The 14,133-nt window shown below is 73.2% G+C and carries 14 protein-coding genes and 1 pseudogene; 9 read left to right on the top strand and 6 right to left on the bottom strand.

Annotation, left to right across the window (positions count from 1 at the left end; translation table 11 throughout):
- The first annotated feature begins 5 nt into the window (after window positions 1-5).
- Window positions 6-593: an alkaline shock response membrane anchor protein AmaP gene (amaP, locus tag OG580_RS07790; RefSeq protein ID WP_267042899.1), complete on the top strand. Its 588-nt coding sequence runs from the start codon at window positions 6-8 to the stop codon at window positions 591-593.
- A 7-nt stretch (window positions 594-600) separates the two neighbouring features.
- Here amaP and OG580_RS07785 read toward each other — a convergent pair whose 3' ends face one another.
- The 6 genes from OG580_RS07785 to OG580_RS07760 all read right to left on the bottom strand — a co-directional run bounded on the left by OG580_RS07785 (window position 601) and on the right by OG580_RS07760 (window position 6,136).
- Window positions 601-1,356 carry an SDR family oxidoreductase gene (locus OG580_RS07785; protein ID WP_267042898.1) on the bottom strand — a complete coding sequence of 252 codons (756 nt, stop codon included), beginning with the start codon at window positions 1,354-1,356 and terminating at the stop codon, window positions 601-603.
- Window positions 1,357-1,360: 4 nt separating this feature from the next.
- Entirely contained in the window at window positions 1,361-3,145 is a 1,785-nt protein-coding gene (locus tag OG580_RS07780) for a glycoside hydrolase family 15 protein (RefSeq protein ID WP_267042897.1), read from the bottom strand.
- 34 nt (window positions 3,146-3,179) lie between these two features.
- Window positions 3,180-4,085 carry an SURF1 family protein gene (locus OG580_RS07775; RefSeq protein ID WP_267042896.1) on the bottom strand — a complete coding sequence of 302 codons (906 nt, stop codon included), beginning with the start codon at window positions 4,083-4,085 and terminating at the stop codon, window positions 3,180-3,182.
- Window positions 4,086-4,169: 84 nt separating this feature from the next.
- Window positions 4,170-4,403: a hypothetical protein gene (locus tag OG580_RS07770; RefSeq protein WP_267042895.1), complete on the bottom strand. Its 234-nt coding sequence runs from the start codon at window positions 4,401-4,403 to the stop codon at window positions 4,170-4,172.
- A 63-nt stretch (window positions 4,404-4,466) separates the two neighbouring features.
- On the bottom strand, window positions 4,467-5,471 hold the full coding sequence (locus tag OG580_RS07765; RefSeq protein WP_267042894.1) for a DEDDh family exonuclease: 1,005 nt from the start codon (window positions 5,469-5,471) through the stop codon (window positions 4,467-4,469).
- Complete coding sequence (locus OG580_RS07760; protein WP_267042893.1) at window positions 5,468-6,136, bottom strand: TetR/AcrR family transcriptional regulator; 669 nt, start codon at window positions 6,134-6,136, stop codon at window positions 5,468-5,470. Before OG580_RS07760 ends, OG580_RS07765 begins: the two co-directional genes overlap by 4 nt.
- Window positions 6,137-6,231: 95 nt before the next feature.
- Between OG580_RS07760 and OG580_RS07755 the strand changes: the two genes are divergently transcribed.
- The 8 genes and pseudogenes from OG580_RS07755 (at window position 6,232) to OG580_RS07720 (ending at window position 14,131) form a co-directional block, all read left to right on the top strand.
- Window positions 6,232-7,029 (top strand): acetoacetate decarboxylase family protein, encoded by a 798-nt coding sequence (locus OG580_RS07755; RefSeq protein WP_267042892.1) that lies wholly within the window; start codon window positions 6,232-6,234, stop codon window positions 7,027-7,029.
- Window positions 7,029-7,967 carry an SDR family NAD(P)-dependent oxidoreductase gene (locus OG580_RS07750; protein ID WP_267042891.1) on the top strand — a complete coding sequence of 313 codons (939 nt, stop codon included), beginning with the start codon at window positions 7,029-7,031 and terminating at the stop codon, window positions 7,965-7,967. The genes OG580_RS07755 and OG580_RS07750 overlap by 1 nt, the downstream gene beginning before the upstream one ends.
- A gap of 12 nt (window positions 7,968-7,979) precedes the next feature.
- Window positions 7,980-9,263, top strand: coding sequence for an amidohydrolase family protein (locus OG580_RS07745; protein ID WP_267042890.1), 1,284 nt, complete (start codon window positions 7,980-7,982; stop codon window positions 9,261-9,263).
- Entirely contained in the window at window positions 9,263-10,486 is a 1,224-nt protein-coding gene (locus tag OG580_RS07740; protein ID WP_267042889.1) for an amidohydrolase family protein, read from the top strand. The genes OG580_RS07745 and OG580_RS07740 overlap by 1 nt, the downstream gene beginning before the upstream one ends.
- Window positions 10,487-10,510: 24 nt before the next feature.
- The gene (locus tag OG580_RS07735) at window positions 10,511-11,236 is read left to right on the top strand and encodes a VIT family protein (protein WP_267042888.1); all 726 of its coding nucleotides are present in this window, start codon (window positions 10,511-10,513) and stop codon (window positions 11,234-11,236) included.
- Window positions 11,237-11,350: 114 nt separating this feature from the next.
- Window positions 11,351-12,175: pseudogene (locus OG580_RS07730) on the top strand (sterol desaturase family protein); the annotation flags it as partial.
- Between the two features lie 72 nt (window positions 12,176-12,247).
- Window positions 12,248-13,069: a lysoplasmalogenase gene (locus OG580_RS07725; RefSeq protein ID WP_323182680.1), complete on the top strand. Its 822-nt coding sequence runs from the start codon at window positions 12,248-12,250 to the stop codon at window positions 13,067-13,069.
- 18 nt (window positions 13,070-13,087) lie between these two features.
- On the top strand, window positions 13,088-14,131 hold the full coding sequence (locus tag OG580_RS07720) for a zinc-dependent alcohol dehydrogenase family protein (protein WP_267042887.1): 1,044 nt from the start codon (window positions 13,088-13,090) through the stop codon (window positions 14,129-14,131).
- Window positions 14,132-14,133: the final 2 nt, after the last annotated feature.

Here is a 14,133-nt window from a genome sequence, read left to right as displayed (position 1 = left end):
CCGGAGTGACGGTCGTCCTCCGGCGCGTGAACCGCGTCCTGCTCGGGCTCGCCGGGCTGCTCCTCGTCCTCGCCGGCGGCGCCGTCCTCGCCGCCGGCCTCGACGCCCCCGTACCGTCCTGGTGGCCCTGGTCCGGCCCCTCCGACGTCCTGCTCTCCGCCGCCGACCGGCAGCGCTGGCGCGACGAGGGCTGGTGGTGGCCCGTGGTCATCGCGGTCCTCGGGCTCGTCGTCCTGCTCGCCCTGTGGTGGCTGCTCGTCCAGTTCCGGCGGGCCCGGCTGCGCGAGGTCGTCGTCGACACCGGTGACGGCGAGGAGGCGGTCCTCCGGGGCCGCGCCCTGGAGGCCGTCCTGGAGGCCGACGCCACCGCCCAGGAGGGCGTGGCCCGGGCCCAGGTCTCCCTCACGGGCCGCCGCGGTGCCCCCCGTACCCGCGTCGCGCTCCTCCTGGAGCCGTACGCCGCACCGGGGGACGCCCTGCGCACCCTCAGCACCGAGGCCCTCGCGCACGCCCGTACGTCCACGGGACTGCCCGCGCTGCCGACGGAGGCGCGCCTGCGGGCCGTGAAGCACCGCGCCCGCCGCGTGACCTGAGCCCGGCTCAGAAGCCGCCGCGCGCCCCGCCGTCCACCGGGAGCATCAGCCCCGTCAGGTACGAGGCGGCCGGCGACAGCAGGAAGGCCGCCGTGCGCCCGAACTCCTCCGGCGTGCCGTAGCGGCGCAGCGGGATCGCGGCCTCGTTCGCCGCGCGTGCCGCGTCCGCGTCGCCGGAGAGCGTGTCGAGGGAGCGCACCCGGTCCGTGTCGATCCGGCTCGGCAGCAGTCCGATGACCCGGACCCCGCGCGGGCCCAGGTCGTTGGCGAGGGACTTGGCGAAGCCGGCGAGCCCGGGGCGGAGCCCGTTCGAGATGGTCAGGCCCGGGATCGGCTCATGGACCGAACCGGACAGGACGAAGCCGATGACACCGCCCTCGACGAGCGTCTCGGCCGCCGCGCGGGCCAGCCGTACGGCTCCGAGGAAGACCGTGTCGAACGCGGCCGCCCACTGCTCGTCGGTGTTGTCGGCGGCGAAGCCGGGCGCCGGGCCGCCGACGCTGATGAGGATGCCGTCGAAGCCGCCGAACCGCGCCCGGGCCTCGGCGATCAGCCGGGCCGGGGTCTCCGGGTCGGTGTTGTCGGCGGCGACGCCCTCCGCGCCCGTGCCCAGCTCGGCCACCGCCTCCGCGACCGCCTTCTCCTCGCGCCCGGTGATCAGCACCTTCGCGCCCTCGGCGAGCAGCGCCTCCGCCGAGGCCCTCCCGAGCCCCCGGGTCGCGCCGGTCACCACGTACACACGGTCCTTCAGTCCCAGATCCATGGGCCTATCCTGCCGCCTCCTCGGCGGCGAGCGCGAAGGCGGTGCCCACCAGGCCGATGTGGCTGAAGGCCTGGGGGAAGTTGCCGAGCTGACGCCCTGCCACGGGGTCGTACTCCTCCGCGAGGAGCCCCACGTCGTTGCGGAGGGCGACGAGCCGGTCGAAGAGCAGGCGCGCCTCCTCGGTCCTGCCGGTCAGCCGCAGCGCGTCCGCCAGCCAGAAGGAGCAGACGAGGAACGTCCCCTCCTTCCCGGGCAGCCCGTCCACGGTGCCGGAATCCGTGCTGTACCGGCGCAGGAACCCGCCGTGCAGCAGTTCCGCCCGTACCGCGTCCACCGTCCCGACCACCCGGGGGTCGTCCGGCGGCAGGAAGCCGACCTGGGGGATGAGCAGCGTGGCGGCGTCCAGCTCCCGGGAGCCGTACGACTGGGTGAAGGTGTTCCGGTCGGGGTCGTACGCCTTGGCGCAGACGTCCTCGTGGATCTCGTTCCGCATCGCCCGCCACCGCGCCGCGTCCCCCGGCAGGGAGGGGTCGGCCTCCAGGGTGCGCACCGCACGGTCGGCGGCGACCCAGGCCATCACCTTCGAGTGGGTGAAGTGGCGGCGCGGCCCGCGCACCTCCCACAGGCCCTCGTCGGGGTTCCGCCAGGTCGACTCCAGGAAGCCGAGCAGGCTCAACTGGAGGTTCCAGGCGTGCCGCTTGGCGGGGATCCCGGCCTCGCGCGCGCGGTAGAGCGAGTCCATGACCTCGCCGTACACGTCGAGCTGGAACTGCTCCACGGCCGCGTTCCCGGTCCGTACCGGCGCCGAGTCGGCGTAGCCGCGCAGCCACGGCAGGGTCGTCTCGGGCAGCCGACGCTCCCCGGCGGGGCCGTACATGATCTGGAGGTCGGCCGGGTCGCCCGCGACCGAGCGCAGCAGCCAGTCCCGCCATGCGGCGGCCTCCTCGACGTACCCGGCGGCGAGCAGCGCGCCGAGGGTGAGGGAGGAGTCGCGCAGCCAGCAGGCGCGGTAGTCCCAGTTCCGTACGCCACCGAGCTCCTCCGGCAGGGAGGTGGTGGGGGCGGCGACGATCCCACCGGTCGGGGCGTACGTGAGCGCCTTGAGGGTGATGAGGGAGCGCAGCACCGCCTCCTGGTGGGGGCCCCGGTACGTGCACCGGGCCGACCACTCCCGCCAGTCCTGCAGCGACTGCTCCAGGGCCGTGAAGGGGTCGACGAGCTCGGGGCGCGGCTCGTGGGAGGGGTGCCAGGTCAGCACGAACGCCACCTTCTCGCCGGCGGCGACGGTGAAGGAGGAGCAGGTGGCGAACTGCTGGCCCCAGGTCTTCACGGGCGGCACACTGCGCAGCCAGACGGCGTCCGGCCCGGCGACCGCGACCCGATGGCCGTCGGCTCGGCGCATCCACGGCACGATCGAGCCGTAGTCGAAGCGCAGCCGCAGGACGGAGCTCATCTCGACGGTGCCGCTGACGCCCTCCACGATCCGCATGAGGTCGGGGGACTTGTCCCGCTGCGGCATGAAGTCGACGACCTTGACGGTGCCGGTCCGGGTCGTCCAGTAGGTCTCCAGGACGAGGGAGTCGTCGGCGTAGCGACGGGTGGTGCAGGTCGTGGCGCCCTTGGGTGCGATCCGCCAGTGGCCGTTCTCCTCGTCGCCGAGCAGCGCGGCGAAGCAGGCGCCCGAGTCGAACCGCGGCAGACACAGCCAGTCGACCGACCCGTCGCGGCCGACGAGCGCGGCGGTCTGGAGATCGCCGATGAGGGCGTAGTCGTCGATACGTTGCGTCACGCTTTGGGCTGTTCCCGGAAGCGGCGTCCGTCAATCAGAGGGACGGGGTGGCCTGGGCCGCGGCCGTGTCCCCGGCCGGGACCCCGGTGGCGCCGGAAGCGTCCGCGCCGCCCTCCCCGCGCCCTTCCTCGGAACCGTCCTCATCGTCGTCCCCGCCACCGGAGGCTCCGCCGGCGGAGGTCCCGGTGCGGGCGGCGGCCTCCTGGTCGCGCTTCTCGCGCCGTACGAGGATCACCCACCCGACGGGTACCCCGGCGGTGAAGAGCCACCACTGCACGGCGTACGCCATGTGCGCGCCGATCGAGTCGTGGTCGGGCTCGGCGATCGGTTCGGGGGTGTCGCCGGCCGGCTCGGGCGTGATCTGTTCGAGGTAGCCGCCGAGCACCTCGCGGCCGATGAGCGCGGCCTGCTGCTCGCTGTTGATCAGCATGACCTGGCGGTCGGGCAGACCCTTCAGGTCCCTGATGCCGCTGGCGCCGGTCGTCTCGTCGGCCTTGAGGCGGCCGGTGACGGTGATCTCGCCCTTGGGAGCGGGCGGCACCGTCGGGTACGCGCGCTGGTCGGCGGCGGCCGGCACCCAGCCGCGGTTGACCAGGACGACGCTGCCGTCCCGGAGGACCAGCGGCGTCAGGACGAGCACACCCTGCTTGTCGTCGGCGTTGGTGCGACGCCGGACGACCACCTCGTGGGTGGTGTCGAAGGTGCCGGTCGCGGTGGCCTGGCGCCAGTAGTCGGCGCGCGGGACGGTGTGGCCGGGGGAGGTGAGCTCCTCGACGGGGACCGGCTTCGCCTTGAGGTTCTCCGCGATCAGGGCGTTCTGGGCCACTCGGCGTTCGTGCCGGTGGAACTGCCAGAAGCCCAGCTCGATCATCGTGGGGATGAGGGCGAGGGCGACGAGGGTGAGGATCACCCACTGCCGGGACAACAGGAAGCGGTACACCCCATGACGGTACAACCGGGGTCATGGGGTGCACGCGGCGGGGTTCGGCCGACTCGGGGAGGCCCGACCCCCAGGATCGTTTCCTCACACCCTGTCGACGATGCCCACCTTTCCCTCCGCGCGTGCGCAGTGGGCGCCGCAGTACCAGCTGCCCTCGACCTCGACGCCCTGTCCGATGATCTGGACCCGGCAGTGCTCGCAGATGGGCGCCATGCGGTGGATGGCGCAGGAGAAGCAGTCGAAGACGTGCACGGCGCCCTGCGCGTGCACCTCGAAGGACATGCCGTAATCGTTTCCGCAGACCTCACAACGTGCCATGGGCCACAGGGTGGGGCTCCGGCCGGGCGGGCGCAGCGAGCCACGCCCAGCCGGCCGCGTGCGTCACCCGTCTGCCGGGGCCACGTCCCGCAGGAGCTGCGTGTAGGCCGCCTCGTCGACGACCGGCGTACCGAAGGACTTCGCCTTCAGCGTCTTGGAGGTGTGCGCGTCGGGGTCGTTCGTGACGAGCAGGCTCGTCAGCCGGGAGACGCTGGTGGCGACGTGGAGCCCGGCGTCGACCGTGCGGTCCTCCAGGAGCTCGCGGTCGACGGAGGTGTCGCCGGAGAAGGCCACCCGCATGCCCTGCCGGAGCGGCCGGTCCTTGTCGTACCGTCCGGGGTTGGGGTACGGGCAGGCCGGGCGCTTCCGGGAGGGGCGCCAGCTGTTCATGCGGTACGACGCGGAGGACGCGGCCGAGCCCGGGTACGAGCCCTGGTGGCCGACCCGGGGCGGCGCCGGCGACGAGGCCCACTCCGTCAGCGGCCGGCATTCCAGGAGCGGCAGCCGGACGTTCCGCTCGGCCGCCGCGTGCAGGCTCGGCCGGAACGCCTCGGCGAGGACCCGAGCGTCGTCGAGCGCGTTGTGCGCGTGCTGCTGGACGACGCCGAAGTGCGCGGCGAGCGACTCCAGCTTGTGGTTGGGCAGCGGCAGCGACAGCTCCTTGGCGAGCGCGATCGTGCACAGGCGCTGCCGCACGGGCGCGGTCCGTTCGGCGCGCGCGTACTCCCTGGCGATCATCTGCCAGTCGAACATCGCGTTGTGCGCGACCAGGACCCGGCCGTCGAGGCGGGTCGCGAACTCCGCCGCGATCTCCGGGAAGAGCGGCGCACCCTCCAGGACGTCGCTGGTCAGCCCGTGGATCCAGACGGGACCGGGGTCGCGCTCGGGGTTGACGAGTGTGTACCAGTGGTCCTCGACGTTCCCCTGGGCGTCGAGCCGGTAGACGGCAGCCGACACTATCCGGTCGTCGCGGGCGAGGCCGGTGGTCTCCACGTCGACGACCGCGTACCCCTGTGGGTAGGCGGTCGGCCACGGCGCTGCGGTCGTACGGTCGTCGAGCATGGTCAATGAGAATACGGCCCGCGACCGACAGCACTGTCCCCGGTCTCCCCGGAGGGCCCGGCGAGCAGACCGTCCACCAGGGCACGTACGGAGTCGACGAAGAGGGCCTCGGTGTCGATCGGGGCGGCCAGGGCGCGCGCCAGGACGGGGTCGGCCCCGGCGGGCTCCTCGCTCCACAGCTCCTCCTCGGCGGGGGACTGCGCCGGGGCCCGTTCGCGGTTGCGCTCCACGAGGACGTAGCCGACGACCTGGAACTGCAGCGCGCGGACGGCCCGCGCCGCGTCCTCCCCGCGCAGTCCCGCCGCGTGGGCCTCGTGGACCAGGGCGCGCTGCGCCGGCAGGAACATCCGCTCGGTCAGACCGCGCTCGTGGACCATCGCCACCAGGTGCGGGCGCTCGCGCAGCGCGCGGCGGAGCGTGCGGGCGACCGAGACGATCCGCTCGGCGGGGGTCGTGCCGTGCGGGTCGATCGTGCCGAGGTCGGTGACCGTGCGGGCGACGAGCGCGTCGAGGAGCGACTCGCGGTTGCCGACGTGCCAGTAGATCGAGGTGACCGCCGTGCCCAGTTCGGCGGCGAGCCTGCGCATGGTCAGGGCGCCCGGGCCGTGCTCCCTCACCAACGCGGCCGCCGTGTCCAGGACTTCGTCACGGCTCAGCGCCGAGCGTGCCATCGCTTCCCCCACTCCTCTGCGTGCACGGGTCTTTACCCTTCATCGCCGACGGTGTAACTGTGTTACAGGCCGACTGTCACGAAGGGTGGTACCTCATGGCACGAGTACGGTACGGGGCGCGCAGCGAGGCCGATGCGGCGGCGGCGCGCGAGCGGAGCTCCCGACTCCCCGACATCTGGTCCACGGGGGTGGTCGCCGTCTGGGAGACCGATCCCGACGTCGTCGCGGCGGTCCTGCCGCCCCCGCTGAAGCCCACCGGGCGCCCGCTCGTCCGCGCGAACATCAGCCAGGTCGACCTGCCCGGCTACCCCCTCGGCGCCGGCTCCGTGGCCGTCGCCGCGGCCCACGGCGACCGCGAGGGCTGGTACCCGCTGGTCATGCCGATGACCCACGAGCGGGCCCTGATCGGCGGCCGTGAGGTCTTCGGCGAGCCGAAGAAGCTCGGCGAGGTCACGGTCGAGCGCGAAGGGCTCGTCGTCCGCGCGGCCCTCGCCCGGCACGGCATCGCCTTCGTCGAGGTGCGCGGCGCGGTCTCCGGCCCGCTGCCGCTGCCGGAGCCGGTCGAGAAGACCGACTTCTACTTCAAGTTCCTCCCCGGCGTGGAGGGTTCCGGCTTCGACGCCGATCCCGTCCTCGTCCACTGCCTCCGCAACGAGAAGGTGCGGAAGCTGGAGCGGATCACCGGTGACGTGATCCTGCGCGAGTCCATGTTCGACCCGGTGGCCGACCTCCCCGTACGCCGGATCGTCGAGATCACGATCGGCGAGAAGACCACCGACCAGCGGGGCACGGTCGCCGAACGGGTCTCCGCGCAGGCGCTGCTGCCCTACATCCACCAGCGGTACGACGACCCGCTGCAGATCCTCGACGGACCCCCGGAAGGAAGTGCCTGATGGAACTGCGCACGGGACAGGTCGCCGTCGTCACCGGCGCGGCGAGCGGCATCGGCCTCGCCATGGCCCGCCGCTTCGCCGCCGAGGGCATGGCCGTCGTCCTCGGGGACGTCGAGCCGGGTGCGCTCGCGCGGGCAGCCGACGAGCTGATGGAGGGCGGGGCGCAGGTCCTCGCCCGGACGGTCGACGTCTCCGACCCCGACGAGGTCCGGGCGTTCGCGGACGCGGCGTACGACACCTTCGGCGCCGTCCACGTCCTCTGCAACAACGCGGGCGTCGGCTCCGGCGCCGAGGGCCGGATGTGGGAGCACGAGCCGAACGACTGGAAGTGGGCCTTCTCCGTCAACGTCTGGGGCGTCTTCCACGGCATCCAGGCCTTCGTCCCCCGGATGATCGCGAGCGGCGAGCCCGGCCACATCGTCAACACCTCCTCCGCCGACGGCGGCATCGCCCCGCTGCCCACCGCTTCCGTGTACGCGGTCACCAAGGCGGCCGTCGTCACCATGACCGAGTCGCTCTACGCCCACCTCCGGGCCGAGGGGGCGGACGTGGGCGCCTCCGTGCTCTTCCCCGGCCCGCACATGCTCCGCACCGGACTGTGGGAGTCGCACCGCAACCGGCCCGAGCGGTTCGCGAAGGAGCGCCCGCGCAAGAGTCCGTACCGCAGCCTCGACCAGTGGGAGGCCGCCATGAAGGAGGCCGGGCAGGAGATCGCCTTCACCCCGGTGGAGGAGGTCGCCGAGCTGGTCGTCGAGGGCATCCGCGGCGACCGGTTCTGGATGCTGCCGGAGAGCGAGCACAGCGACGGCCAGATCCGGGCGCGCTCGCGCTCGATGCTCGACCGCGCCAATCCGGCGTACCTGGAGAGCTTCATCCTCGACCGGGACGCCTCCCGGGACGGCGACCGGGACAGCGACCGAGACAGCGACCGGGACTGAGGAGGCACCGCCATGACGACGTACGAGGATCCGTATCTGATCATCTCCTCCGACTGCCACGCCGGGCTGCCCACCGAGCGGTACCGGCCCTACCTGGAATCCCGCCACCACCGCGCCTTCGACGAGTTCCTCGCCGGGCGGGACGCGCGCCGGGAGGCGATGACCCGCCTCGGCGTGCGCAACGAGGCCTTCGCCGACAAGTGGTTCCACGACAACGAGGAGGGCCTGCGCGGCGGCTGGGACGCCGCCCAGCGGCTCAAGGAGCTCGACGGCGACGGCGTCGCCGCCGAGGTCGTCTTCCCCGACGCGGACGCCGTCGACAGCCAGACCGCCGCCCCCTTCGGCGTCGGCCTCGGCCTCTCCGGCGACCAGGACCCCGAGCTCGGCATGGCGGGCGCGAAGGCGCACAACCGCTGGCTGGCCGAGTTCGTCGGCCAGAACCCGCAGCGGCACTGCGGAGTGGCGCTGCTCCCCGTCACCGCCGACCCCGTCGAGGTCGTCGCCGAGATCCACCGGGCCAAGGAGTCCGGCCTCGGCGCGCTCATGATCCCCTCGATGTGGGTGGACAAGGCGCCCTACCACGACCGGCGTTACGACCCGGTGTGGGCGGCCGCCGCCGAGACCGGCATGCCGGTCGTCACCCACTCCGGCGCCGCGCCGCGCGAGGAGTACGGCGACCACCTCGGGATCTACGTCTCCGAGGTCACCTTCTGGCCGGCCAGGCCGCTGTGGTTCCTGCTCTGGTCCGGGGTCTTCGAGCGCCACCCGGGCCTGAGGTTCGGCGTCGCCGAGTCCGGCTGCTGGTGGCTGCCCAACCTGCTCTGGTTCATGGACCGGCTCTACCTCGGCGCGCACGGCGGGAAGAAGCTGTCCCCGTTCGCGGAGCTGAAGCGGCCGCCGAGCGAGTACCTGGACCGGCAGGTCTTCATCTGCGCGACCAACACCAAGCGGCGCGAGCTCGCCCAGCGGTACGAGATCGGCGTCGACAACATCCTGTGGGGCTCGGACTTCCCGCACCCGGAGGGCACCTGGCCCGCCACGCGCGCGTGGCTGCGGAACACCTTCCACGACATCCCGGTGGAGGAGACCCGGCGGATCCTGGGCCTGGCGGCGGCGGAGGTCTTCGGCTTCGACCTCCCCGCGCTCGAACCGATCGCCCGCCGGATCGGCCCCACCCCCGCCGACCTCGGCCAGTCTCCCGACCAGACGGCCGTGGAGGCCTCCTGGGCACGTTCCCGCGAGGTCGGCCGCCACTGGCTCACCGACCACGACTTCCCGGTACTGGGGGCCAACTGATGGACAGGTACACCGTCATCTCCGCCGACTGCCACGCCGGCGCCGACCTCCTCGACTACCGGCCCTACCTGGAGAAGAAGCACCACGAGGCCTTCGACGCCTGGGCCGCCGGCTACGTCAACCCGTACGAGGACCTGCTGGCCGCCGCCGCCGAACGCAACTGGGACTCGCAGCGCCGCCTGCGCGAACTGGAGGCGGACGGGATCGTCGCCGAGGTCGTCTTCCCCAACACCATCCCGCCGTTCTTCCCCTCAGGCTCCCTGATGGCCCCGGCGCCGACCCGCGAGGAGTTCGAGCTCCGCTGGGCGGGCCTGCGCGCGCACAACCGCTGGCTGGCCGACTTCTGCGCCGACACCCCGGGCCGCAGGGCGGGCGTGGGGCAGATCCTCCTCAACGACGTGGACGAGGCGGTACGGGAGATCCGCCGGTCCAAGGAGGCCGGTCTGACCGGCGGCGTCCTGCTGCCGGGCACCCCGCCGGGCTCCGGCCTGCCCGAGCTGTACTCCGACACGTACGACCCGATCTGGGCGGTCTGCGCGGAACTCGACGTGCCGGTCAACCACCACGGCGGCTCGGCCTCGCCACCGCTCGGGCACGAACCCGCCGCCCGCGCGCTCCACCTGGTGGAGGCCACCTGGTTCTCCCACCGGGCCCTGTGGCACCTGATCTTCGGCGGCGCCTTCCGCCGCCACCCGGACCTCAAGCTCGTCCTGACGGAGCAGGGCTCCGGCTGGATCCCCGGGGTCATGGAGATGCTGGACTACTACCACGGACGCCTGGTCTCGGCCGCCTCGGCCGCCGCCACCGCCGAGTCCAAGTTCGGCGCCGGACTCGCCGAGTCCATGGGCAAGGGCCCCAGCGAGGTCTGGCGCGACAACTGCTTCGTCGGCGCGAGCTTCATGCGCCCGCACGAGGTGCCGCTGCGCCACCGGATCGGCCTCGACAAGATCATGTGGGGCAGCGACTACCCGCACGACGAGGGCACCGCCCCGTACTCCCGCGAAGGCCTCCGCGTCGCTTACGCCGGAGTGCCGAGGGACGAGGTCGCCGCCATGGTCGGGGGCAACGCCGCCCGCGTCTACGGCTTCGACCTCGCCCTCCTCGACGCCGTCGCCGCCGTCCACGGTCCGGAGGTCGCGGAGATCGCCACGCCCCTGGAGAAGATCCCGGAGGAGGCGACCAGCCCGGCCTTCGCCCCGGGCGGGTCGGTCCGCGTCTGGTGACCCGAGGGGTGCGACCCTCCTGACGTGACCGCACCCCCCGTACCCGACGAGGCCCACGACGAGGCCCACGGCGGAGGGCTCGGCTCCCGTCTCAACTGGCTCCGGGCCGCTGTGCTCGGAGCCAACGACGGAGTCGTCTCCACCGCGGGCCTCGTCGTCGGCGTCGCGGGCGCCACCGAGTCCCAGGCCGCCCTGCTGACCGCCGGCCTCGCGGGGTTGCTCGCCGGGTCGATGTCGATGGCGGCGGGGGAGTACGTCTCCGTCTCCACCCAACGCGACTCGGAGAAGGCCGCGCTCGTGCAGGAGCGGCGCGAACTGCGCGACCGGCCCGAGGCCGAACTCGACGAGCTGACCGGGCTCCTGGCCGCCCGCGGACTCTCCCAGGACGTGGCCCGTGAGGCCGCCGAGCAGCTCACCGAGCGAGACGCCCTGCGCGCCCACGCGCGCGTGGAGCTGGGCATCGACCCCGACGACCTCACCAACCCCTGGCACGCGGCCGGCGCCAGCTTCCTCGCCTTCACCGTCGGCGCGCTGCTCCCGCTCCTCGCGATCGTCCTGCCGCCGGAGCCGGCCCGCCTCTGGGTCACGGTCGGCTCCGTTCTCGTGGCCCTCGCCCTCACCGGCTGGTGGAGCGCCCGCCTCGGCGGCGCCCCCGCGGGCCGCGCGATCCTCCGCACCATGGGCGGTGGCGCCCTCGCGATGGCCATCACGTACGGCGCGGGCTCGCTCCTCGGCGCTGCGGGGGTGTAGGGATCTCGCGGTTCCGCTTGTCGGAAGGTGCCAAAGCTTGCTGACAAGTCGTCTCGCATACTTGTTGGTAACAACGTCTGGCGGGGCCCGCCCGCCCCGCCTACCGTCGACGGCATGACGAACCCGCCCGATGTCGTGCTCTGGTCCATACCGGCGTTCGTCCTGCTCACCGTCCTGGAGATGGTCAGCCACCGGATCCACCCCGACGAGGACGCCGCCGGGTACGGGACGAAGGACGCCGCCACCAGCATCGGCATGGGCCTCGGGAGCCTCGCCTTCGACGCGCTGTGGAAGATCCCCGTGGTCGCGATCTACACCGCCGTCCACGAACTCACCCCGCTCCGCGTCCCCGTCCTGTGGTGGACGATCCCGCTGATGCTGCTCGCGCAGGACTTCCTCTACTACTGGCAGCACCGCGGACACCATGTCGTCCGCGTCCTCTGGGCCTGCCACGTCGTCCACCACAGCAGCCGGAAGTTCAACCTCACCACCGCCCTGCGCCAGCCGTGGACCAGCGTCACCTCCTGGCCGTTCTACCTGCCGATGATCGCCCTCGGCGTGCACCCGGCGGCCGTCGCGTTCTGCTACTCGGTCAACCTCGTCTACCAGTTCTGGATCCACACCGAGCGCGTCGGGAAGCTGCCCCGGCCCTTCGAGTACGTCCTCAACACGCCCTCGCACCACCGCGTCCACCACGCCTCCCAGGGCGGCTACCTGGACCGGAACTTCGGCGGGATCCTCATCCTCTGGGACCGGATGTTCGGCTCCTGGGTCGGCGAGACCGACCGGCCCGTCTACGGGCTCACCAAGAACATCGAGACGTACAACCCGCTGCGGGTCGCCACCCACGAGTACGCCGCCATCGCCCGCGACCTCCGCTCGGCGAGCGACTGGCGCGAGCGGGCAGGCCGGGTCTTCCGCGGCCCGGGCTGGCAACCGATCGCGCGGACCCCACAGACCCCACAACCCCCCCCAGGCGCCGCAGACCGGTGCCGTTCCGGAGGCCGCCGCATGACCGCCGACCCGATGCCCGCCCCCGCTTCCTCCGCACCCGCTGCCTCTGCCCCCGCCGCCTCCGCGCCAGCCTTCGCCGGTCCCGCCCTCTCTGCGCCCCCCGCCCCAGGCCCCGCGCCGACCCTCGCCGCCCCCGCGCCGCACGGCCGCCCCGCCTCGCCCCTCTCCCGCGCGCTGCTCGCCGCCTTCGGGCTCGCGGCCGCCGTCGACCTGATCTCCCTCCTCGCCGGCGCCGAGCTCGGCCACCAGCTCGCCAAGCCGCTCCTGATGCCCCTGCTCGCCGCGTACGCCCTCACCCTCGCCCATGGCCTCAAGGCCACGGGGGGTTCCCCCACCGCCCCGAGGCTCCTCGCCGCCGCGCTCCTCCTCGGCTGGGGTGGCGACGTCTTCCTGCTCTCCGACGCCGACTGGGCCTTCCTCGTCGGCATGGGCTCCTTCGCCGCGGGGCACGTCTGCTACCTGGTCCTCTTCGGCCGACGGCGTACGTCGGCGCTCCTCGGCGCCGGATACGCGGCCGCCCTCGTCGGCACCGTCGTGCTCCTCTGGCCCGACCTCCCCGCCGAGCTGCGGATCCCCGTGGCCGGGTACTCGCTGCTCCTCACCGCGATGGCCTACCGGGCGAGCTCCCTCGGGCTCGCGGCCGGCCTCGGCGGCGCTCTGTTCCTGCTGTCCGACACGCTCATCGCCACCGGCGTCGCCGAGTGGCCCCAGCTGCCCGCGCCCGACTTCTGGGTCATGCTGACCTACATCGCGGCGCAGTACCTGCTGACCGTGGGAGTGCTCTCCGCGATGTACGGTGAACGTCGTACAACCGACTGACAGCGAGGACCGTCCACCATGCGCGCCACCACCATCCACGCCCCGTTCGACATGCGCGTGGAGGACGTGCCCGACCCGGTGATCAAGGACTCCACCGACGTCGTCCTGCGCGTCCTGCGCGCCTGCATCTGCGGCAGCGACCTGTGGGCGTACCGCGGCGAGTCCGCCCGGCAGCCCGGCCAGCGCATCGGCCACGAGTTCCTCGGCATCGTCGAGGAGGCGGGCTCCGACGTCACCGGCTTCGCCGTCGGCGACCTCGTCGTCGCCCCCTTCGTCTGGTCCGACGGCACCTGCGACTACTGCGCCGAGGGGCTCCAGACCTCCTGCCCGCGCGGCGGCTTCTGGGGCTCGGTCGGCTCCGACGGCGGCCAGGGCGAGGCCGTCCGCGTCCCCTTCGCCGACGGCACCCTCGTCAAGCTCCCCGCCGACGCCGCCTCGGACGACCACCTGCTGACCGCGCTCCTCGCCCTCTCCGACGTCATGGGAACCGGCCACCACGCCGCCCTCGGCGCCGGCGTGACGCGGGGCTCCACCGTCGCGGTCGTCGGTGACGGCGCCGTGGGCCTCTGCGGGGTCCTCGCCGCCAAGCGCCTCGGCGCCGAGCGGATCATCGCGCTCGGCCGGCACACCGCCCGTACCGACATCGCGCGCCTCTTCGGCGCCACCGACGTCGTCGCCGAGCGCGGCGAGGCCGCCGAGGCCGCCGTCCGCGAACTCACCGGCGGCCAGGGAGCCCACGCCGTCATCGAGGCCGTCGGCACCGAGCAGTCCATGCGCACCGCCGTCGCCATCGCCCGCGACGGCGGCTCCATCGGCTACGTCGGCGTCCCGCACGGCAGCGGCACCGGACTCGACCTCTCCGTCATGTTCGACCGGAACATCGCGCTGCGCGGCGGCGTCGCCCCCGTCCGCGCGTACATCCCGGAGCTGCTCCCGGACGTCCTCGACGGCACCATCGACCCGTCCCCGGTCTTCGACCTGACCGTCGGCCTCGACGGCGTCCCCGGCGGCTACAAGGCGATGGACGAGCGTACGGCCCTCAAGGTCCTCGTCAAGCCGTAGAA

The sequence above is a fragment of the Streptomyces sp. NBC_00094 genome (assembly GCF_026343125.1).
Taxonomy (GTDB): domain Bacteria; phylum Actinomycetota; class Actinomycetes; order Streptomycetales; family Streptomycetaceae; genus Streptomyces.
This window is presented reverse-complemented; position numbering and strand designations above follow the sequence as displayed.